Annotated in this window: 15 protein-coding genes; all 15 read left to right on the forward strand. The window is 70.4% G+C overall.

Going from position 1 to position 20,188, the window contains the following annotated elements:
* Positions 1-15 precede the first annotated feature (15 nt).
* The 15 genes from AB4Z18_RS15965 to AB4Z18_RS16035 all read left to right on the forward strand — a co-directional run bounded on the left by AB4Z18_RS15965 (position 16) and on the right by AB4Z18_RS16035 (position 20,164).
* The gene (locus AB4Z18_RS15965) at positions 16-1,290 is read left to right on the forward strand and encodes an acyl-CoA thioesterase/BAAT N-terminal domain-containing protein (RefSeq protein WP_441783722.1); all 1,275 of its coding nucleotides are present in this window, start codon (positions 16-18) and stop codon (positions 1,288-1,290) included.
* The gene (locus tag AB4Z18_RS15970; RefSeq protein ID WP_441783723.1) at positions 1,287-2,534 is read left to right on the forward strand and encodes an acyl-CoA thioesterase/BAAT N-terminal domain-containing protein; all 1,248 of its coding nucleotides are present in this window, start codon (positions 1,287-1,289) and stop codon (positions 2,532-2,534) included. Before AB4Z18_RS15965 ends, AB4Z18_RS15970 begins: the two co-directional genes overlap by 4 nt.
* A gap of 48 nt (positions 2,535-2,582) precedes the next feature.
* On the forward strand, positions 2,583-4,979 hold the full coding sequence (locus tag AB4Z18_RS15975) for a DNA polymerase III subunit gamma and tau (protein WP_441783724.1): 2,397 nt from the start codon (positions 2,583-2,585) through the stop codon (positions 4,977-4,979).
* A gap of 4 nt (positions 4,980-4,983) precedes the next feature.
* A complete protein-coding gene (recR, locus tag AB4Z18_RS15980) occupies positions 4,984-5,580 on the forward strand; it encodes a recombination mediator RecR (RefSeq protein WP_441783725.1) in 597 nt (198 codons plus the stop codon).
* A gap of 120 nt (positions 5,581-5,700) precedes the next feature.
* Complete coding sequence (locus tag AB4Z18_RS15985) at positions 5,701-6,987, forward strand: aspartate kinase (protein WP_441784016.1); 1,287 nt, start codon at positions 5,701-5,703, stop codon at positions 6,985-6,987.
* Positions 6,988-7,061: 74 nt separating this feature from the next.
* Positions 7,062-8,147 carry an aspartate-semialdehyde dehydrogenase gene (locus tag AB4Z18_RS15990; RefSeq protein WP_441783726.1) on the forward strand — a complete coding sequence of 362 codons (1,086 nt, stop codon included), beginning with the start codon at positions 7,062-7,064 and terminating at the stop codon, positions 8,145-8,147.
* A gap of 118 nt (positions 8,148-8,265) precedes the next feature.
* Entirely contained in the window at positions 8,266-9,741 is a 1,476-nt protein-coding gene (locus AB4Z18_RS15995) for a malate:quinone oxidoreductase (RefSeq protein WP_441783727.1), read from the forward strand.
* A gap of 215 nt (positions 9,742-9,956) precedes the next feature.
* A complete protein-coding gene (locus AB4Z18_RS16000) occupies positions 9,957-11,570 on the forward strand; it encodes an ABC-F family ATP-binding cassette domain-containing protein (protein ID WP_441783728.1) in 1,614 nt (537 codons plus the stop codon).
* 27 nt (positions 11,571-11,597) lie between these two features.
* Positions 11,598-12,788 carry an Rv2578c family radical SAM protein gene (locus AB4Z18_RS16005; RefSeq protein ID WP_441783729.1) on the forward strand — a complete coding sequence of 397 codons (1,191 nt, stop codon included), beginning with the start codon at positions 11,598-11,600 and terminating at the stop codon, positions 12,786-12,788.
* Between the two features lie 104 nt (positions 12,789-12,892).
* The gene (locus AB4Z18_RS16010; protein ID WP_441783730.1) at positions 12,893-14,113 is read left to right on the forward strand and encodes a sensor histidine kinase; all 1,221 of its coding nucleotides are present in this window, start codon (positions 12,893-12,895) and stop codon (positions 14,111-14,113) included.
* A complete protein-coding gene (locus AB4Z18_RS16015; protein WP_441783731.1) occupies positions 14,110-15,354 on the forward strand; it encodes a hypothetical protein in 1,245 nt (414 codons plus the stop codon). The genes AB4Z18_RS16010 and AB4Z18_RS16015 overlap by 4 nt, the downstream gene beginning before the upstream one ends.
* Positions 15,351-16,064: a response regulator transcription factor gene (locus AB4Z18_RS16020; protein WP_441783732.1), complete on the forward strand. Its 714-nt coding sequence runs from the start codon at positions 15,351-15,353 to the stop codon at positions 16,062-16,064. Before AB4Z18_RS16015 ends, AB4Z18_RS16020 begins: the two co-directional genes overlap by 4 nt.
* A 58-nt stretch (positions 16,065-16,122) precedes the next feature.
* On the forward strand, positions 16,123-16,797 hold the full coding sequence (locus tag AB4Z18_RS16025; protein ID WP_441783733.1) for a thymidine kinase: 675 nt from the start codon (positions 16,123-16,125) through the stop codon (positions 16,795-16,797).
* A gap of 81 nt (positions 16,798-16,878) precedes the next feature.
* Positions 16,879-18,186, forward strand: coding sequence for a UDP-glucose dehydrogenase family protein (locus AB4Z18_RS16030; protein ID WP_441783734.1), 1,308 nt, complete (start codon positions 16,879-16,881; stop codon positions 18,184-18,186).
* Between the two features lie 85 nt (positions 18,187-18,271).
* Positions 18,272-20,164, forward strand: coding sequence for a DUF4012 domain-containing protein (locus AB4Z18_RS16035; protein ID WP_441783735.1), 1,893 nt, complete (start codon positions 18,272-18,274; stop codon positions 20,162-20,164).
* Positions 20,165-20,188 lie beyond the last annotated feature (24 nt).

Raw genomic sequence — 20,188 nt, forward strand, 5'->3', positions numbered from 1 at the left:
AGGGGTGGGCGACGGATGCTGCGGGCCTCCGTGCTCGTCGTGCTGCTGGCCCTCCTGGTCTCCGGCTGCGCGCCGACCGGCGGGGGAGGCGCCCGGTTCGTGTTGAGCCGGTTCGGGGACGGCATCACCGAACCGGTCGGCATCCAGGTGGCGGGCCTGCAGCCGGGTGAGCCCGTGGTGCTCACCGCGCGGGCTCACACGGCCGCGGGCTGGTGGTCATCCCGTGCCGTGTACGCAGTCCCTCCGAGCGGGCGGGTGCAGCTGTGGACCGAGGAGCCGCTCGCCGCGCCGTACGCGCAGCCGGACGGCTCGGGCCTCCTGTGGAGCATGACGGGCCCGTCGCTGAGTCAGCAGCAACTCGAGGAGCAGTGGGTGTTCCGCGGCCTGAACATCCGATTCTCCGCCGAGCAGGAGGGCCGGATGGTCGCCTCCGACGTGCTGCACCGGGCGCCGCTGGCGGCAGGGACGGTCGCCCGGGATGTGACCGGCAGCGACCTGCAGGCGACCGGCGACCCCGAGGCGTCCGGCCTCGCGCCCACCGCCCGGGTCGGCACGCTGATCGACTCGAACCCGACGCCGGTGAATCTCCGGCCGGGCGTCATCATCATCGACGGCGACGACGGTGGTGCCTCTGGCGCCTTCGCCGCACGGATGATCGCCACCGCCGGGTTCCCCGTGTTCGTGCTGCCCGCGTTCGTTCCGGCCGGTCGGATCCCCGGCTCCGCCGCGCTCTCGGTGGAGACGTTCGACGCCGTACTCACCTGGTTCGCTTCCCTCCCGGTCGTGGACGAGGGGAGGGTGTTCGTCTACGGCACGGGCCGCGCCTCGTCGCTCGCGCTCTGGTTCGCTGCCAACGACCCATACCGCATCCACGGCGCTTTCGCGGCCGCAGGGGCGACGGCCCTGCAGTGCACCAGCGCGGCCGGCAGCCCGCTCCTCATCGAACACGGGCGGGCGCTGCCGTGCGCCAACCCGGAGCGCACGATCGCCGGGACGGACATCCTGCCGCTGCAGCGCATCTCGGGTCCGCTCGTGCTGGCGTGCGGGCTCGCCGACCGGCTCCTCCCGACGGCGTGCGACTGGACTCGGGCGGGCGAGGAGGTGCGCGGTCGCGCCGACGGCGACGCATTCCTGTACGCGGACGGTGCCGGGCACGACATCACCACGCCGCCGCAGCTCCCGATCGGCCTCAGCGACCTGCCGCCGGCGACCGCGCAGGCGACCGAGGCCGCGCGCGTCGCCTTCTGGCAGACCGTCATCGCGAAGCTGACGGGGGCGATCCGGCCGTGAGGCGCAGCGTGGCGGGAGCGGTGCTCACGGCGGTGCTGGTCGCGCTCGCGGCCTGCAGCGCGCCGCCGAGCGTCGGAGGGCCGCGCATCGAGGTGACCGAGGAGCCGAGCGGAGTGTGGGAGCCGGTCCACCTGCGGCTCGTGTCGCTGCCGCCCGGCGGGAGGGTGACGGTGCGAGCGAGCGCACGCCCGGCGACGCCGCCAGGGGCGAAGCCGGACACGTGGAGCTCGCAGGCGGTCTACGTCGTGCCGTCCACCGGCGTCGTCGACCTCGACCGCGAGGTTCCGGTGGAGGCGCCGTTCGCGGGGGCGGACGGCATGGGGCTGTTCTGGTCCCTGCGCAGCGACCAGGGCGCTGAGGCGACGTCGCCGCAGCAGTGGGGCGGCGCGACCGTGACCGTCGACCTGGATGCGATCGTCGACGGCCGGAGGGTCGCGGCGCGGCGACTGCACCGCATCGGGCTGTCGTCGGTCGCCCCGTCGCGCGCGGTGTTCGACGACGGCATCACCGGCGACTACTTCCAGCCGGCGTCGGCGGTCGGAGCCCTCCGGCCGGCCGTCCTGGTGTTCGACGGCACCGAGCCGGATGTGCAGACGGGAGTGCTGGCCGCATCCACCCTCTCGGCGATGGGATATCCGGCGCTCGCGCTCTCCACCTACGGCTCGGCGGGGCAGCTGGGACCCGTACGCACGCTGCCGGCCGAGCGGGTCGTGGCAGCCCTCAACTGGCTGCGGTCTCAGCCAGGGGTGGATGCGCGACGGGTCTTCGTGTTCGGCACCTCGCGGGGAGCGCAGCTGGCGCTCTGGACTGCGGTCGCGCATCCCGAGCTGGTGTACGGCGCGATCGCGCCGGCGGGCACGACCGGGCTCGTGTGCCCGTCGCCCGTCCCCGGGCCGGCGGTGACGGTCGGCGGGGCCTGGGTGCCGTGCGTGAGCGGCACGAGGGAGGTGACGCCGGCCGCGGTTCTCTCGCTTGATCGCATCTCCGGGCCGGTGGTGCTGGGATGCGCGGGTCAGGACGAGCAGCTGGGCAACGGATGCCGCTGGCTGGAGGCCGCGGCCGGCGTGCGTCCGGCGCGCGGCGGCGACGCGTACGTGCGGGCGCCGCGCGCGACGCACACCTTCTACCTCCCGCCGTACACGCCGCTCGATCTGCCGCCCGCGCCGCAGGCACAGCCCACGGAAGACGCCCGCGTGGCGCTGTGGTCGGCGATCGGGCGGGCGCTGAATGTCCGGGGACCTTGAGGACCCCGCCCCCAACCGAATGTCGGCGGCGACAAGTAGCATGAGTAAGTGGTAACCGCCCTGTATCGCCGCTATCGGCCAGACACCTTCGCCGAGATGATCGGTCAGTCCCAGGTGACGGATCCGCTGATGACCGCGCTGCGCACCAACCGGGTCAACCACGCCTACCTCTTCTCGGGTCCGCGCGGCTGCGGCAAGACGACGTCCGCGCGCATCCTGGCCCGCTGCCTGAACTGCGCGGAGGGCCCCACCGACACCCCGTGCGGCAAGTGCTCGAGCTGCATCGAGCTGAGCCGCGACGGCAGCGGTTCCCTCGACGTGGTCGAGATCGACGCGGCCAGCCACAACGGCGTCGACGACGCGCGCGACATCCGGGAGCGCGCCATCTTCGCGCCCGCCCGCGATCGGTACAAGATCTTCATCCTCGACGAGGCGCACATGGTGACGCCGCAGGGCTTCAACGCGCTGCTCAAAATCGTCGAGGAGCCGCCGGAGCACGTGAAGTTCATCTTCGCGACCACCGAGCCCGAGAAGGTCATCGGCACGATCCGCTCGCGCACGCACCACTACCCGTTCCGACTCGTGCCTCCGGCCCAGATGCTCGAGTACGTGCAGTCGCTGTGCGACAGCGAGGGCATGACCGTCGCGCCGGGCGTCCTCCCGCTCGTGGTCCGTGCGGGCGGCGGTTCGCCGCGCGACACCCTGTCGCTGCTCGACCAGCTGATGGCCGGGTCGGAGGGCGACGCGATCGTGTATGAGCGCGCAGTCGCTCTCCTCGGGTACACGCACGCGGCGCTGCTCGACGACGTGATCGACGCCATCTCGGCTCGGGATGCGGCGGGCGCCTTCGCCGCGGTCGACCGCGTCATCCAGACCGGACAGGACCCACGGCGGTTCGTCGAAGACCTCCTCGAACGGCTCCGCGACCTCATCGTGGTCGCCGCGACGAGTGTCGAGGGTGCGGCAGCCGTGCTGCGCGGAGTCCCGCAGGACGAACTGGACCGGATGGGCGTGCAGGCCATGAAGTTCGGCGCTGCCGAGCTGAGCCGGGCCGCCGACATCGTGAACGCGGCCCTCACCGAGATGACGGGCGCGACGTCACCGCGCCTTCACCTGGAACTGATGATCGCCCGCGTGCTGGTGCCGTCGAGCGACGAGAGCGAGCGGGGTGCGCTGGCGCGCGTGGAGCGGCTGGAGCGCAGGGTCGGCGTGAGCGATGCCGTCGAGGCGCCCGCCGTATCCGTGCCGCCGCGCGCGCCTGCGGCGCCCGCCAAGCGAGAGCCCGTCGCGCCTGCTGCGGCGGCTGCTCCGTCTGCGGAACCGTCCGTTGCGCCCGCTTCCGCCGCGCCGGTCGCGCCTTCGCCAGAGCCGGTGGCGACACCGCCGGCCGACGAGCTCGCGACGCCGGTCGCGTCCAGCTCTGACGCATCCGGCTCGGTCGCATCCAGCTCTGACGCATCCACCTCTGGGGCACCCTCGGCGGCGACCGCCGCCCCGGTCGGGCCGGTGACCACGCAGCAGGTCAAGGATGCGTGGCCGCAGATCCTCGACGCCGTGCAGCGCGCCAAGCGCAGCGCGTGGATGGTCGTGTTCACGGCACAGGTGCGGTCGTTGAGCGGAGACGTGCTGTCGCTCTCCTTCCCGAGCGACAACGACGTGCAGAGCTTCCGGCAGCCCGACGCGGGCGGATCGCTCGGGGTCAGTGAGTACCTCCGGCAGGCGATCGTCGACGTCCTCGGCATCCGCGTGAAGTTCATCGCCCGGGCCGACTCGGCCGGCGGGTCCGGCGGATCTCCCCGACCGTCGGCCGGTGCTCCGACCGCACCGACCGCCGAGACCTGGCCGGGCGCCGAGCCATCGGCTTCCCCGGCGACGGCGTCAGCGCCCGCCGAGGCGACGACGCCCGCCGCGACGCCGGCCCGGCGCGAGACCCCGGCCACCCGGACGGAGGACACCACCTCCGTCGGTTCCCCGGCCGCGCTGGTGACCGAGTGGGCAACGGTGAGCATCCCGTCCACGACGGCCGAGCCTGCTGCGGAAGTCGCGACCGCCGCAGTGGCGACGATGGAGCGCCCGGCCGAGCCCACTCCGGCGGCCGTCGAGCGGACTGCTCCCTCCCCGGCCCCTGCAACCGACGAGCCGCCTTTCGACGACGTCCCGCCGCCCGAGACGGAGCCCCCGTTCGAGCCGCCGGTTCCGGACGAGCCGACCGATGGCTGGAATGACGGTCCTGCCGCGCCGGCCCGAGTGGTCGCACCGGCCGCTCAGCCCGCGGCCGCGCAACCCGCCGCCCGGTCGTCTCGCCCCACGGCGACACCCGCCGCAGGCTCCCGCACGCCCACCTTCCAGCAGCCCCAGCGCTACGGGGAGGCCGTGGTGCGTGAGATCCTCGGCGCCACCTTCATCGAGGAGCAGCCCGCGCCTCCGACCCCGGGAATGAGGTAGCCCGGTGTACGAAGGAATCGTCCAGGAGCTGATCGACGAGCTCGGGCGACTGCCGGGCATCGGCCCGAAGTCCGCCCAGCGCATCGCGTTCCACATCCTGCAGACCGAGACGTTCGACGTCACGCGCCTGGCCGAGGTGCTGCTCGAAGTGCGCGACAAGGTCCGCTTCTGCGAGATCTGCGGCAACGTCTCCGAGCAGGCGACCTGCTCCATCTGCCGCGACCCGCGCCGCACCCCGACGCTGATCTGCGTGGTGGAGGAGGCGAAGGATGTCGTGGCGATCGAGCGCACACGCGAGTTCCGTGGCCTCTATCACGTGCTCGGCGGTGCGATCAGCCCGATCGACGGCGTCGGCCCTGACGACCTGCGCATCCGTCAGCTCATGCAGCGCCTCGCCGACGGCACCGTGCAGGAGGTCATCATCGCCACCGACCCGAACCTCGAGGGCGAGGCGACCGCGACCTACCTGAGCCGCCTGCTCACCACGCTCGAGCTCCGCGTGACGCGGCTGGCCTCGGGCCTCCCCGTGGGCGGCGACCTCGAATACGCCGATGAGGTCACCCTCGGCCGCGCCTTCGAGGGGCGTCGTCAGGTCTCCTGACCCTGCTCGACTCCGGCGCTTTTCTCCACCGATCGGGCGTTCTCCACAGGCCGTTGTCACATGAAGGAACGGTGATATCCCGGCCGGTAGGATGGGAAGCCCGTGAGTTCAGGAGTGTCCGTGGCCCTCATCGTCCAGAAGTTCGGCGGTTCGTCCGTCGCGACAGCTGAGAGCATCAAGCGCGTCGCGAAGCGCATCGTCGAGACGCGCAAGGCCGGCAACGAGGTCGTCGTCGCCGTCTCCGCGATGGGCGACACGACGGACGAACTGCTCGATCTCGCACATGAGGTCACGCCCATCCCGGCGCCGCGCGAGCTCGACATGCTGCTCACGGCGGGGGAGCGCATCTCGATGGCGCTGCTCGCGATGGCGATCAAGAGCATGGGCTACGACGCCCGGTCGTTCACAGGCAGCCAGGCGGGCATGATCACCGACGCGCAGCACGGCTCCGCCCGCATCGTCGACGTCACGCCCGGCCGCATCCAGGATGCGCTGAGCGAGGGCGCGATCGCGATCGTCGCCGGCTTCCAGGGCTTCAGCCGCGAGTCGCGCGACATCACCACCCTCGGCCGCGGCGGATCGGACACGACGGCGGTCGCCCTCGCGGCGGCACTGAACGCCGAGGTCTGCGAGATCTACACCGACGTCGACGGCGTGTTCACCTCCGACCCGCGGCAGGTGCCGCTCGCGCGCAAGATCGACCGCATCACCAGCGAAGAGATGCTGGAGCTCGCGGCCGCCGGTGCGAAGGTGCTGCACATCCGCGCGGTCGAGTATGCGCGCCGCCACAACGTGACGCTGCACGTCCGCTCGTCGTTCTCGAACAAAGAGGGCACCTACGTGCTCAACGAAGCCGCGGCCGCCGAGGCCGCCAAGAAGGATGGAACCGTGGAAGAGCCCATCATCTCCGGCGTGGCCACCGATCTGAGCGAGGCCAAGATCACCGTCGTCGGTGTTCCCGACGTCCCCGGCAAGGCTGCGCAGATCTTCAAGATCGTGGCGAAGGCCAACGCCAACGTCGACATGATCGTGCAGAACGTCTCCGCTGCGGCGACGAGCCTCACCGACATCTCCTTCACGCTGCCGAAGTCGGAGGGCCAGCGCGTGCTGACCGCCCTGACCGCGGAGCGCGACGAGGTCGGCTACCAGTCGCTCCAGTACGACGACCAGATCGGCAAGCTGGCCCTGGTCGGCGCAGGGATGCGCACCAACTCCGGCGTCTCAGCCAAGCTCTTCGAGGCGCTGTTCGACGCAGGCATCAACATCGAGATGATCTCGACGAGCGAGATCCGCATCTCGGTCGTGACGCGCGCCGACACGGTCGCGGAAGCCGCCCGGGTGGTCCACACCGCGTTCGGGCTCGACGGCGACGAGAAGGCCGTTGTCTACGCGGGCACCGGTCGCTAGGCCGATCCACACCTCTGGGGAATGGTCGCCGGGCTCAGCCGGTTCACCTCTCCAAACGACCCGAAGGGGCTGACATGAGCCAGTTCACTGATTTCGACAGCAACGGCGTGCGGCTGGCCGTCGTCGGCGCGACCGGCCAGGTGGGCAGCGTCATGCGCCGCCTGCTGGAGGAGCGCGCCTTCCCGGTGAAGAGCATCCGCTTCTTCGCCTCCTCCCGCTCGGCGGGCACGACCCTGCCGTTCAAGGGCCAGGAGATCACGGTCGAGGATGTCGCGACGGCCGACGTCTCCGGCATCGACATCGCCCTGTTCTCGGCCGGGGCGACCGGCTCGAAGGCGCACGCCCCGCGGTTCGCCGAGGCGGGCGCCATCGTGATCGACAACTCCAGCGGCTGGCGCATGGACCCCGACGTCCCGCTCGTGGTCTCCGAGGTGAACCCTGACGCCATCGCCGAGGCGCGCAAGGGCATCATCGCCAACCCGAACTGCACCACCATGGCGGCCATGCCCGTCCTGAAGCCCCTGCACGACGAGGCCGGTCTGACGCGGCTCATCGTGAGCACCTACCAGGCCGTGTCCGGCTCCGGACTCGCCGGAGCGGAAGAGCTGGCCGAGCAGGCGCGTGCGGCGGTCGCCGACGAGCACCTCCTCGACCTGGTCCACGACGGCTCGGCCGTAACGCTTCCCGCGCCGGTCAAGTACGTCCGCCCGATCGCGTTCGACGTCATCCCGCTCGCCGGCTCGATCGTCGACGACGGGCTCAACGAAACCGACGAGGAGAAGAAGCTGCGCAATGAGTCGCGGAAGATCCTCGGTGTCCCCGAGCTCCTGGTGAGCGGCACCTGTGTGCGCGTCCCGGTCTTCACGGGCCACTCGCTCTCGATCAACGCCGAGTTCGCGCGGCCGATCAGTCCTGAGCGTGTCGCTGAGCTGCTGGCGGACGCACCGGGCGTTGAACTGACCGACGTCCCGACTCCGCTGCAGGCGGCGGGGAGCGACCCGAGCTTCGTCGGCCGCATCCGCGCCGACGAGGGAGCGCCGGAGGGCCGCGGCATCGCTCTCTTCATCAGCAACGACAACCTCCGCAAGGGTGCAGCGCTCAACGCCGTTCAGATCGCCGAGCTCGTCGCCGAGCGGTTGTCGAACCCCGTCACCGCCTGATCCGCACCCGCGACCCGCGACGCGCTAGTTGTCTCGATATCGAGACAACTTCCCGCTCGCGCGCGTGGGCGGACGCGGCCAGGACCCCCGGCGTGCCGGCGCATCATAGGATTGTCGGGTGAGCAATTCTCCCATCGACGTCGTCCTCATCGGCGGCGGCATCATGAGTGCCACTCTGGGGGCAATGATCCAGCGTGTGCAGCCCGACTGGAGCATCCGCATCTACGAGCGCTTGGGCGAAGTCGCCCAGGAGTCGTCGAACCCGTGGAACAACGCGGGCACCGGCCACGCTGCCCTCTGCGAGCTGAACTACATGCCTGAGGCCTCCGACGGCACCGTCGACCCGGACAAGGCGATCAGCATCAACGAGCAGTTCCAGCTCAGTCGCCAATTCTGGGCGAGCCTGGTCGCGGCGGGCGATCTCCCCGAGCCGCAGACCTTCATCAACTCCACGCCGCACATGACGTTCGTGCGTGGGCGCGACAACGTCCGCTACCTTCGCAAGCGCTACGAGGCGCTGAAGGACCAGCCGCTGTTCGCCGGCATGGAGTACTCGGAGGACCCGGCGGTGATCGGCGAGTGGACGCCGCTGCTGACGAAGAAGCGCAACCCCCGGCAGCGCATCGCCGCCACCCGCCAGACCTCGGGCACCGACGTCGACTTCGGTGCGCTGACCCGCTCCCTCATCGACAACCTGGTCGAGAATGGCGCCGAACTCGCCCTCAACCACAGCGTCCGCAGCATCAAGCGAACCAAGGACGGCCTCTGGCGGCTCTCGGTCCGCCACGAGGTCGGCCACACGTCGCACGTCGCGACCGCTCGGTTCGTCTTCGTGGGCGCCGGCGGCGGAGCGCTGCACCTGCTCCAGAAGTCCGGCATCCCGGAGATCAAGGGTTTCGGCGGGTTCCCGATCTCCGGCCAGTTCCTGCGCACTACCGACCCGAAGCTGGTCGCGCTGCACCAGGCCAAGGTCTACGGCAAGGCCGCCGTCGGCGCTCCGCCGATGTCGGTGCCGCACCTCGACACCCGGGTCGTTGACGGCCAGGCGTCCCTGCTGTTCGGCCCGTACGCCGGATTCAGCCCCAAGTTCCTGAAAACAGGATCGTGGTTCGACCTGCCCGGATCCATCCGTGCGCACAACCTCGGTCCGATGCTGGCGGTCGCGCGCGACAACTTCGCTCTCATCAAGTACCTGGTCGGCGAGCTGCTCGCCAGCCGGGCCAAGAAGCTCAAGGCCCTGCAGGAGTTCATGCCGACCGCGAAGAGCGAGGACTGGGAGCTCATCACCGCAGGCCAGCGCGTCCAGGTGATGAAGAAGGATGCGAAGAAGGGCGGGGTGCTGCAGTTCGGCACCGAGGTGGTCGCCGCAGAGGATGGCTCGATCGCGGGACTTCTCGGGGCCTCGCCCGGCGCATCCACCGCCGTACCGATCATGGTCGACCTGCTCAAGCGCTGCTTCCCCGACCGCTTCTCTGCCTGGCTTCCGACGCTCAAGGAACTGATCCCCACCGTCGGGACGACGCTCAACGACAAGCCGGATGAGGCCGAGCGCGTGCTCGAGACGACGGCGGGAACGTTGCAGCTTCAGCAGTAGAGCGCTGGACAGATGCGTGGGCGACCTGTTATGGTCGTCCACGCTATGAAGTGAGAACCTCCTGACGTCCCGCGCCTGAGGCGCCGTCGATGTGAGTGAGGACCCTTCGGTCACTGCGCTGCCCGGTCAGGCACCTGGGCGCTCCAGCGCCGCTCACGACGGAGACCGCCCGGCGGGAACCTGCTCCTTGTGGAGCGCCCGGAAAGGCGGTTCCCATGCCAACGATCACTCTCACACCTCTCCGCGCCGACGGCGTCTCGGTCACCTACGGCGACCGGCGGGTGCTCAGCGATGTGTCGCTGACCGTCGCCCCCGGCTCCCGGCTGGGCCTCATCGGCGAGAACGGCGCAGGGAAGTCGACGCTCCTGCGCTTGCTGGCCGGCGCGGAGACGCCGGATATCGGCGTCTTCACCCGGCCGGCGCGCACCGGCTTCCTCTGGCAGGAGGTCCGGTTCGAGCCGGGTGACACCCTCGGCGCCCTCATCGAGCACGCTCTGGCCGACGTCCGCGCGATCGAGCGCGAGCTCGGGCACGCGGCGACCGCACTGGGCGCCGGTGACCCGGATGCCGAGACGCGTTACGACGCCGCTCTCGCCGCCGCGGAGCGCGCCGAGATCTGGACGGTGGACGCGCGTCGCGACGAGCTGCTCGACGGGCTCGGTGTGGCCGGCATCCCGCTGGCCCGGCGGCTCAGCGAGGTATCCGGCGGCCAGCGCAGCCGGTTCGCCCTCGCCGCCCTGCTGCTCGGGCGACCCGATGCCCTGCTCCTCGACGAGCCGACCAATCACCTGGACGACGAAGCGGCGGCCTTCCTGGAGCGGCAGCTGCGGGGATGGGCGGGTCCGGTCGTGTTCGCGAGCCACGATCGCGCGTTCCTGGACGCGGTGGCGACCGGGCTGCTGGATCTCGATCCTGCGCGTTCTGGGACCACCGTGTTCGGTGGCGGGTACAGCGCCTACCTGGCGGAGAAGTCCGCTGAGCGCGCGCGCTGGGAGAAGCAGTACGCCGACGAACAGGAGGAACTGAAGGCGCTGAAGCACGCCGCCGAGGTGACCGCCCGCTCGATCGCCTGGTCGGGGAAGATCCGCGACAACGACAAGTTCGTCAAGTCGGTGAAAGGAAACGCGCTCGACAAACAGATCTCCCGACGGATCCGCAACGCGGAGGGACGGCTGGAGGAACTGCGCAGCACCCAGGTGCGCAAGCCTCCCGCCCGGCTCGGCTTCGCCGGCATCCCAGCGGGGTTCCAGGCGCTCGGCGACGACGCGGGACTGCTGGTGCAGGCACGAGAGGTCCGCATCCCCGGTCGCCTGGACGTCGGAGAGTTCTCGGTCGCCCGGGATGCGCGCATCCTGGTGACGGGGGCGAACGGTGCCGGCAAGTCGACACTGCTCGCGGTGCTGGCCGGCCGGCTGGAGCCCGAGGCGGGGTCGGTGCAGCGCCGACGGGGCCTGCGCGTGGGACTGCTGGAGCAGGATGTGCGGTTCGGCGACCCCGCTGCGTCACCGCGACGGATCTACGAGAGCGTGGTCGGCGAACGCCGGGCAGAGTCGGTGCCTCTGACCTCGCTCGGTCTGATCGCGCCACGCGACGCAGACCGGTCGGTCGGCACCCTCTCGGTCGGTCAGCAGCGGCGCCTGGCACTTGCGCTGATCCTCGCTCGCCCACCGCATCTGTTCTTGCTCGACGAGCCGACGAACCACCTCTCTCTCGGGCTTGCCACAGAGTTGGAGGAGGCGCTCGGCGCGTATCCGGGGGCCGTCGTCGTCGCGAGTCACGACCGCTGGCTGCGCTCCGGCTGGAAGGGGGAGACGGTGCACCTTGCTTAACGTTCGAACGTATGTTCGAATAGTTTCATGCGTTGGAGTGGTCAGGAGTTGTCGGTCGATGAGCCGTCCGCCCTGCCTGGGCTGGCCCGCCTGAACAACCTCGTCCGCTCCGTGCGGACCCCCGACTTCGCCGGCATCACGTTCCACGAGGTGCTGGCGAAGTCGGCCCTCAACAAGATCCCCGGTGGGGGAGGGCCGATGCCGTTCGGGTGGACGATCAACCCGTATCGCGGGTGCTCGCACGCCTGCGTGTACTGCTTCGCGCGACCGACGCACACCTACCTCGACCTCGATTCAGGGAAAGACTTCGATAACGAGATCATCGTGAAGGTGGATGTCGCCGAGGTTCTGCGGAAAGAGCTTTCGAAGCCCAGCTGGGGGCATCATCCCGTCGCTCTCGGCACCAACACCGACCCGTACCAGCGGGCGGAGGGCCGCTACTCGCTCATGCCCGGGATCATCGACGCGCTCGCCGACTCGGGCACGCCGTTCAGCATCCTGACCAAGGGCTCGCTGCTGCGACGCGATCTCGACCGGTTGGTCGAGGCGAACAAACGGGTGCCCGTCGACCTCGCGATGTCGATCGCGGTGTACGACGACGAGCTGCAGCAGTCCGTCGAGCCCGGCACCCCGACCACCAAGGCGCGACTCGCCACGGTGACGGCGGTCCGCGAGCACGGGCTCGACTGCGGGGTGTTCCTCATGCCGATCATCCCGTACCTCACCGACACGAAGGCCCACCTCGATGAGGCGCTGCGCCAGGCGAAGGAGGCCGGGGCGACCTCGGTGCTGTACTCGGCGCTCCACCTGAAGCCCGGCGTGAAGGAGTGGTTCTATCTGTGGCTCGGACGCGAGCATCCCGAACTCCTGCCGCAGTACCGGCAGATGTACGGGCGCGGTACGTACGCGCCGAAGGAGTATCGCGGTTGGCTGGCCGGGCGGATCAAGCCGCTCATCCGCGCATACGGGCTGGAGCGCGGCGAGGAGGATCCGGCAACGGGAGGCGTCCGGTCGAGTGCGCTCGGGATGCTGCGCAATGACGAGGGGGAACGGCAGAGCGTGGGCTCGGCGGTGCGGGCGACAGCGGGGGCGCGGGCCACAGCGGCGGAGCGGGCGACAGCGGCAGAGCGGGCGACCACGGGGGCAGAGGCGCCGGACGCGGCGTCGATCGTGAGCGCATCCCTGACGGGGCTGGGGGTGCAGCCGACACTGTTCTGACGCGGGGTACACGGGGGCCCACACGACCGGGGTACACAGGGGCGCCGGCGAATGCCATAATCCCGAAGGGACCGAGACATGCTCGGATCCGGAAGGGACAGGACGTGTCGCTCGGTCTGCCCAGCCACTTGGCGCGGCCCGCGAACTCCCGCGCCCTCGCCACGGCAGCCCGCTGGGCCGGCCTGGTCTGCCTGGGAGCAGCCGTCGTCAACGTCGGTACGTCGAGCCTGAGCAACGGCAACGTCACCTCCTGGGTGACGCTGCTCGTGCTGGTCCCGATGGTCGCGCTGCTTCTCGCTCTGTCGCACGGACGCACGGTCGGGCTCACCATGGCGTACCTGCTCGTCGGCACCGTCTGCACCTACTTCTACGTCGTCGCCTTGCTCACGGGCACGCCGGCCTACCACGACACGAATCTCTTCGTGATCGCGCTCCCCGTCGTCGCCATGACGCTGGTCGGCGGAACCGGCACGGGGGCGCTCGTCGGCATCCTCTGGGCGACGGCCGGCTTCGCGCTGGCGGAGGCGGCGGTCATCCTGGGAGCGGCGACGACAGACCGCGTCTACATCCCAGACGCCATCTCACTGGGTGCCTACCTGCTCCTCGTCGGCGTGCTCGCCTTCGACGGGCTGACACGCGGAACCCGGTCGCGGGCGCAGGCCGCCCTGCACCGCGCGGTGCGCGACGCGCGGCTGGTCGACCTGCGTCGCGAACTCGTGGCCGCTTCCACCGCCGATCTGCACGACACGGTCCTCAGCGAGCTCGTCGCCGTCGCCGCGTCGGAGCCCGGACAGCTCGACGAGCGACTCGCGCGCCGGATCGAGGCCGACCTCCGAGGTCTCGGAACGGGCGCCCACGAGGGGGCTGCGGTGGAGAGCGAGCCCGCGCACGCCGAGGCGGACCCCTGGTACGACAGCGAACTCCACCGCGCCATCGAGGCCGCCCGCGACGAGGGACTCACCGTCGACATCTCCGGCGATCGCGCCCCCTACGCTCGGCTGAGTGAGGATGCACGCCGCGCGCTCGGCCTCGCCGTGCGGCAGTGCCTGGTCAACGTGGTCCGCCACTCCGGCAGCCCCAGCGCCGAGGTCGCCCTTTCGGCCGGCGGCGGATCCGTGTCGGTCATGGTGGTGGACGGAGGCAGCGGCTTCCCGGTGTCCGCGCCGGCCGCCGACCGGCTGGGCCTGCGGCAGTCCGTGGGTGACCGCATCGCCCGTGTCGGAGGCACTGTCGACATCTACTCGAGCGCCGATGTGGGCACGACCGTCATCATGACCGTGCCGATCGCCCCCGGTGCTGCCGAGACCTGGGGCCGCGCCGGATGACCGCCCTGAACCAGCGCACGATCGTCGGTGCGCGATCCGTCGCCATCGAGCGCACCCCGCAACGGCTGGATCCGCTCGGTGCCCAGTCGGCCTGGCTGCTCGTCCCGCTCCTCGGGGCGCTTGCCCTCGCCTATGCCCTCTTCTCCACGATCCGGCATGCCGGACAGATCCGCGACCTCTCGATGGGCATCGTTGCCATCGTCGTGCTGTTCCTCGCCGTCCTGGTGGCGGCGATCCGCACGCATCCGGGTCTCGCCCCGTTCGGGCGATGGTCGCACTTCTCGATCATCGGCGTCACGCTCACTGCGGCCTGTCTGTTCACCGCGTCGGTGTGGGGAAGCAACGAGCGCATCCAGGACGACTGGGGTCAGATCGCCGTCGCGCTGCTCCTGGTCGCGATGCCCCTGTACCGCCCCATCGGAGAGGTCGCCGGCTCGGCGATCGTCGCGGCCGTGGTGCTCGGGTGTCTCGCCGCGGCGCAGCACTCCCTCGTCATCGCGAACAGCCCGCTGGTGTACGCCACGGTCTCCGCGACCCCCATCCTCGCGCTGGCCGCAGGTGGCGCCGGCTACGCGTGGACCATCACGGGTGAGACGTTGCGGTGGCGGGAGGTGGCCCGCGAGGGCCAGCAGCGGCTGGATGGCGAGTTGCGTCAGGCGGCCGAGCGGATGATCGCGCAGGAGCGCATGACCGCGCTGAACGTTGAGGCGGTGCCGTTCCTGACGGCTCTGCTGCGAAGCGGAACGGTCACCGGCGAAGACGTCACGCAGGCGCGTGCGATCGCCGACCGCCTGCGCGGGACTGCGGTCCGCGCTGTGGCGCGCACCTGGCTGGAGGACACCGTCGACCTCGCGCTCGCGCCACGCCTCGTGCAGTCGACGTCCGTGGACGCCCCCGGCCCAGCTCAGGCACACGTGGACGACCCCGACCGCCTGGAGCGCGTGCTCACCGCCGACCAGCGTGCCATCGTGGGTGCACTCATCGCGACCGTCGCCGCACGTCCAGGGCTCGACCCCGAAAGCCTGCGCGTGACGGCGAGCAACCCCGAACGACCGAGGTTCCTGCTGGAGGCGCACGTCGTCGAGCCCCGTGCGGACCTCCGCCGTGAGCTGCTTCCGCTGGTCAGCTCGCTCAATTCCGTGGCCATGCAGGCGACCATGCGCCTGCGCGCCGGCGACCTGGCCGTCAGGTTCACCTACCCTGGAGGGGGTTCGAACGATCGCGGAGGGAGGCGACGATGAGCAGTGTCCACTCGGACCGTCCGCAGGCGACGGTTCCGCCCGGCGGGGCCGCAGGCCCGCGCGCCGAGCCGCCGATCCGGCTGGCGATCCTCGACGACCATGAGCTGCTGCTCGACAGCCTCGCCTCCTGGATCGAGAAGAACGCGCCGGATTTCGACCTCGTCCTCCGCGCGAGCAGCTGGCTCGAACTCGTCCACAGCGATGCCTTCCCCACGGACCTCGTCATCATGGACCTACAGCTCAAGGAGTCGGTCTCCATCGGCGCGCGCGTGCGCACGTGCCGGGCGGCGGGTGCGAAGGTCGTCGTCCTGAGCGCCGTCGACACGCCGGAAGACCGGGATGCCGCGCTCGCCGCCGGCGCCCTGGCGTACGTCACCAAGTCGCAGCCGATCTCGGAGCTGCTGTCGGCCGCCCTCTCGGCGGCGGGGCGCGGCGCGGGCCGCACCGCTCCTGCCCCGACCGCCTGGCGCCCCAAGCCGCTCATCCCGCAGTCGGCCAGACCCCGCCTCAGCGACGGTGAGCGGCAGGCGCTCGTGCTGTACGCCGACGGCCGCACCACCTCGGAGGTGGCGCGCGCGATGAACGTCCAGTACGAGACAGCGAAGACGTACCTGCGGCGGGTGCGGGAGAAATACGGCAAGGCGGGACGCCCGACGAGTTCGCGCGCGGACCTGATCCGCCGCGCCGCGGAAGACGGCTACCTCACCTGACGCGCCTCACCTGACGCGCCCGCGACGTCCGAGCGTCCCGTCCACATAGGATCGGTGCGTGGCAAAACTGTATTTCCGCTACGGCGCGATGAACAGCGGCAAGAGCACGGCCATGCTTCAGGCCGCGTACAACTACGAGGAACGCGGCCACCGCGTCCTGCTCACGAAGCCGTCGATCGACACCAAGGGCGACCTCGGCATCCTCTCCCGTCTGGGCGTGACACGGGAGGTCGACTTCCTCATCACCCCGGAGACCGACGCGTACGGCGCCTTCCAGCGGCATCGCGAGCGCACCATCAAGCGCTTCGACACCGACGTGAGTGCCCTGTTGGTGGATGAGGCGCAGTTCCTCACCGAGGCGCAGGTGGACGACCTGCTGCGCATCGCCCTGCTCGACGGCGTCCCAGTGCTCGCCTACGGCATCCGCACCGACTTCCAGACGGTCGCCTTCCCGGGCAGCCGTCGCCTGCTGGAGGTCGCGCACAGCCTGGAAGAGCTGAAGACGATCTGCCGTTGCGGCCGCAAGGCGATCTTCAACGCGCGGAAGATCGACGGCGTCTTCGTCTTCGACGGCGACCAGGTGGCCATCGACGGAGCGTCCGTCTCGTACGAGTCGCTATGCGGAAACTGCTACCTTCATGAAAGCCGAGGTGTCCTCAACAATGGCCGTCGGCACTGGCCTGTGGATGCGGCACCCGCCTACGTCGACGAGCCGGACCCCGATTTCACCTGAGGCGCGGCTTCACCTGAGGCACCGCTTCACCCGCTGGCCCGACCACTGGACGGCCCGACCCCTCGCGAAGGACTTGGACACATGAGAATTTCCGTGATCGGCTGCGGCTATCTCGGGGCCGTGCATGCCGCGTCCATGGCTCACCTGGGTCATGACGTCGTCGGCATCGACGTCGACGAGGCGAAGATCGCCTCCCTCTCGGCCGGGCGAGCTCCGTTCTTCGAGCCCGGACTCCCCGAGGTGCTGCAGAGCGCATCCGCTTCCGGCCGGCTGCGCTTCACGACGGACTTCGCCGCCGCCGCCGACGCGGACGTGCACTTCGTGGCCGTCGGCACCCCACAGGCGGCGGACGGGGATGCGGCGGACATGCGTTTCGTCGACGCGGCCTTCGCCACCCTCCTCGAGTATGCAAAGCCCGGCGATCTCATCGTCGGCAAGAGCACCGTCCCGGTGGGCACGGCCGCACGGCTGGCCGCTCTCGTGGCCGAGCGCCAGCCGGGTGCGACGCTGGCCTGGAACCCCGAGTTCCTGCGCGAGGGCTTCGCTGTGAAGGACACCGTCAGCCCTGACCGGCTGGTGTACGGCGTGCCGCAGGGCGAGGCAGGGGAGCGCGCCGCCCGGCTGCTGGACGAGGTGTACGCCTCCGCGGTGGCGGCGGGCACTCCGATCATCGTCACCGACTACGCGACGGCGGAGCTCGTCAAAGTGTCCGCCAACGCGTTCCTCGCGACCAAGATCTCCTTCATCAACGCCATGGCCGAGATCGCTGAGGTGACAGGGGCGGATGTGACGAAGCTCGCCGATGCGATCGGTCATGACGCCCGCATCGGCCGCCGCTTCCTGAATGCAGGGGTGGGTTTCGGCGGCGGTTGCCTGCCGAAGGACATCCGCGCGTTCAGCGCCAGGGCACGGGAGCTCGGGGTGGGGGAGTCGCTGCAATTCCTCGACGAGGTCGACAAGATCAATCTGCGCCGCCGCGCGCGCGTGGTCGAGATGGTCCGCGAGGAAGCGGGTGGTCTCGAGGGCGTTCGCGTCGGTGTGCTCGGCCTCGCGTTCAAGCCGCATTCGGACGACGTCCGTGATTCGCCGGCCCTCGAGATCGCGATGCGGCTGGCCGAGGCGGGTGCAGTGGTGATCGCCACCGACCCGCAGGCCGTCGAGAACGCCCGCCGCCGTGCGCCGGCGCTGTCGTTCGTGCGGACCGCGGAAGAAGCGGTGCGCGATGCGGATGTCGTCCTGCTGATCACCGAGTGGCCGGAGTTCACGGGCCTCGACCCCGAGGCTCTGGGCGAACTGGTGGCGCACCGCACGGTGATCGACGGGCGCAACTCACTGGATCCTGCTGCGTGGCGCGCCGCGGGTTGGGCGTATCGCGGGCTCGGTCGCTGACCCGGCGCTTCAGCGCTTTCATCGCCTCGCAAACTCGCCCCATTTGGGGGCCGCCAAAAAAGTGAGGATTTGTTAGATTTGTCGTATGGCGACAGGTCTCACGGAGCCGGACGCGCCGCCGCGTCCCGCGGATGCGCCGTCGAACGCGCCCAGGCGCGGTCGGTGGTGGCTCCGGCTGCACCTGCGCCATCCCGTCACCATCGGCATCCTCGTCGGCATCGGCATCTTCCTCCTCTTCGCCATCGTGTGGATCGGCGCCCGGGGCTACCTGGCTCAACGAGCGCTCACCGATGCGATCCCGGCTGCGGAGCAGGTCAAGACCGCGATCGGATCCGGTGACCTGAAAGCGGCAGGCCGAGCGGCCGACGCCCTGAGCCGGAAGACCCACCAGGCGGCTACGCTCACCTCGGATCCCGTCTGGCTGACCGCCGAGGCGGTCCCGTGGATCGGACCCAACCTCACCGCCGTTCGGACGGCCGCTGCCGCCTCCGACGAGGTGGCCTCCCATGTCGTCGAGCCGTTGGTCGCCGCCGGGGCGGCGGTCGACCTGCGCGCGCTGGCGATCCGCAACGGCCGGATCGACCTCGCTCCTCTCACGGCCGCGCAACCGGCGGTCGCCAAGGCCGGTAAGGCATTCACGGCCGCGCGGGCGAGCGTGGCCACGATCGAGACCGGCGCATTGATCAGCCCGATCGCGGGCGGCGTCGACCGTCTGCACGACGTGCTCGACCGTGCAGCTCCGGAGATGGACGCGATCGGCAATGCCGTGCGCCTCCTGCCGTCGATGCTCGGGGCAGACGGTCCCCGCGACTACCTGCTCGCCGCGCAGAACCCTGCCGAGCTCCGCGCGACCGGCGGGCTGATCGGAGCGGTCGCCCTCGTGCACGCCGACAACGGGGCCCTCACGCTGCAGCGGCAGTCCGCGGGGACGTCGATCGGCCCCTGGTCGACGCCGGTCGCCGACGTGCCCCTGAACACGGTCGGTCTCTACGGTCCGCTGGTCGGCCGCTACCTGCAGGATGCGAACCTCACGCCCGACTTCCCGCTCGCGGCCGCAACGGCCTCCCGGATGTGGACCACCATGTACGGCGGGACCATCGATGGCGTCGTCGCGGTCGATCCGGTGGTCCTCAGCGGGCTGCTGAAGTCGACCGGTCCTGTGACGCTTCCGTCGGGTGACCGGCTGACCTCGTCGAACGCGGTCAAGCTGCTCCTGAGCGACGTCTACCAGCGATACACCGACCCGGCCCAGCAGGATGCGTTCTTCGCCTCCGCCGCGAGTGCGGTATTCGACCGGATGTCGTCTGGCGATGTGGATGCGAAGAAGCTGGTGACCGCGCTGAGCGACGCCGGCGAATCCCGGCGGGTGCTGATCTGGAGCACGCACGACGACGATCAGAAGATCCTCGGGCAGACGACCCTCGCGGGCAGTCTTCCCCTCTCCGACCTGTCGACGGCAGGCATCGGCGTCTACTTCAACGACGCTACCGGCGCGAAGATGGACTACTACCTCGGCACCTCCGTCGCGGCCGGGTCCGCAGTGTGCCGTGCCGACGGCAAGCCGTCGACGGTCGTCCGCGTGACGCTGACGAACAAGGCTCCGGCCGACGCGGGGACGACGCTCCCGCGCTACGTGACCGGCGGCGGGACCTACGGCGTCCGTCCGGGAAACATCCGCACGAGGGTGGCGGTCTACGGGCCGGCGGGCGGATTGCTCGCTGCGACCCAGAGCGACGGCGAAAACTACACGACCGTCGCCGGCGTGGACCGCTCGCGCCCCGTGAGCCTTTACACCGTCGAACTCGCGCCGGGGGAGTCGAGGACGGTCACCGTGCAGTTCCTGAACGACCGGCAGACGTCGTCCGATCTCAGCGTCGTGACCACGCCGACGTTGCCCGGGGACGGTACGACCCCCGATGTGGGGGCACAGAATGCCGTCGCGCCCATTGTCGTTCAGTGCTCAACGGTCGTAAAGTGAAGATTACTCAACTACTAACCCGAC

The organism is Leifsonia sp. 2TAF2 (assembly GCF_052115085.1).
Taxonomy (GTDB): Bacteria; Actinomycetota; Actinomycetes; order Actinomycetales; family Microbacteriaceae; genus Leifsonia.

Coding starts and splice junctions, on each gene's coding strand:
- AB4Z18_RS15965 (WP_441783722.1), top strand. CDS start 16: ATGCTGCGGGCCTCCGTGCTCGTCGTGCTGCTGGCCCTCCTGGTCTCC.
- AB4Z18_RS15990 (WP_441783726.1), top strand. CDS start 7,062: ATGAGCCAGTTCACTGATTTCGACAGCAACGGCGTGCGGCTGGCCGTC.
- AB4Z18_RS16000 (WP_441783728.1), top strand. CDS start 9,957: ATGCCAACGATCACTCTCACACCTCTCCGCGCCGACGGCGTCTCGGTC.
- AB4Z18_RS16005 (WP_441783729.1), top strand. CDS start 11,598: ATGCGTTGGAGTGGTCAGGAGTTGTCGGTCGATGAGCCGTCCGCCCTG.
- AB4Z18_RS16015 (WP_441783731.1), top strand. CDS start 14,110: ATGACCGCCCTGAACCAGCGCACGATCGTCGGTGCGCGATCCGTCGCC.
- AB4Z18_RS16020 (WP_441783732.1), top strand. CDS start 15,351: ATGAGCAGTGTCCACTCGGACCGTCCGCAGGCGACGGTTCCGCCCGGC.
- AB4Z18_RS16030 (WP_441783734.1), top strand. CDS start 16,879: ATGAGAATTTCCGTGATCGGCTGCGGCTATCTCGGGGCCGTGCATGCC.
- AB4Z18_RS16035 (WP_441783735.1), top strand. CDS start 18,272: ATGGCGACAGGTCTCACGGAGCCGGACGCGCCGCCGCGTCCCGCGGAT.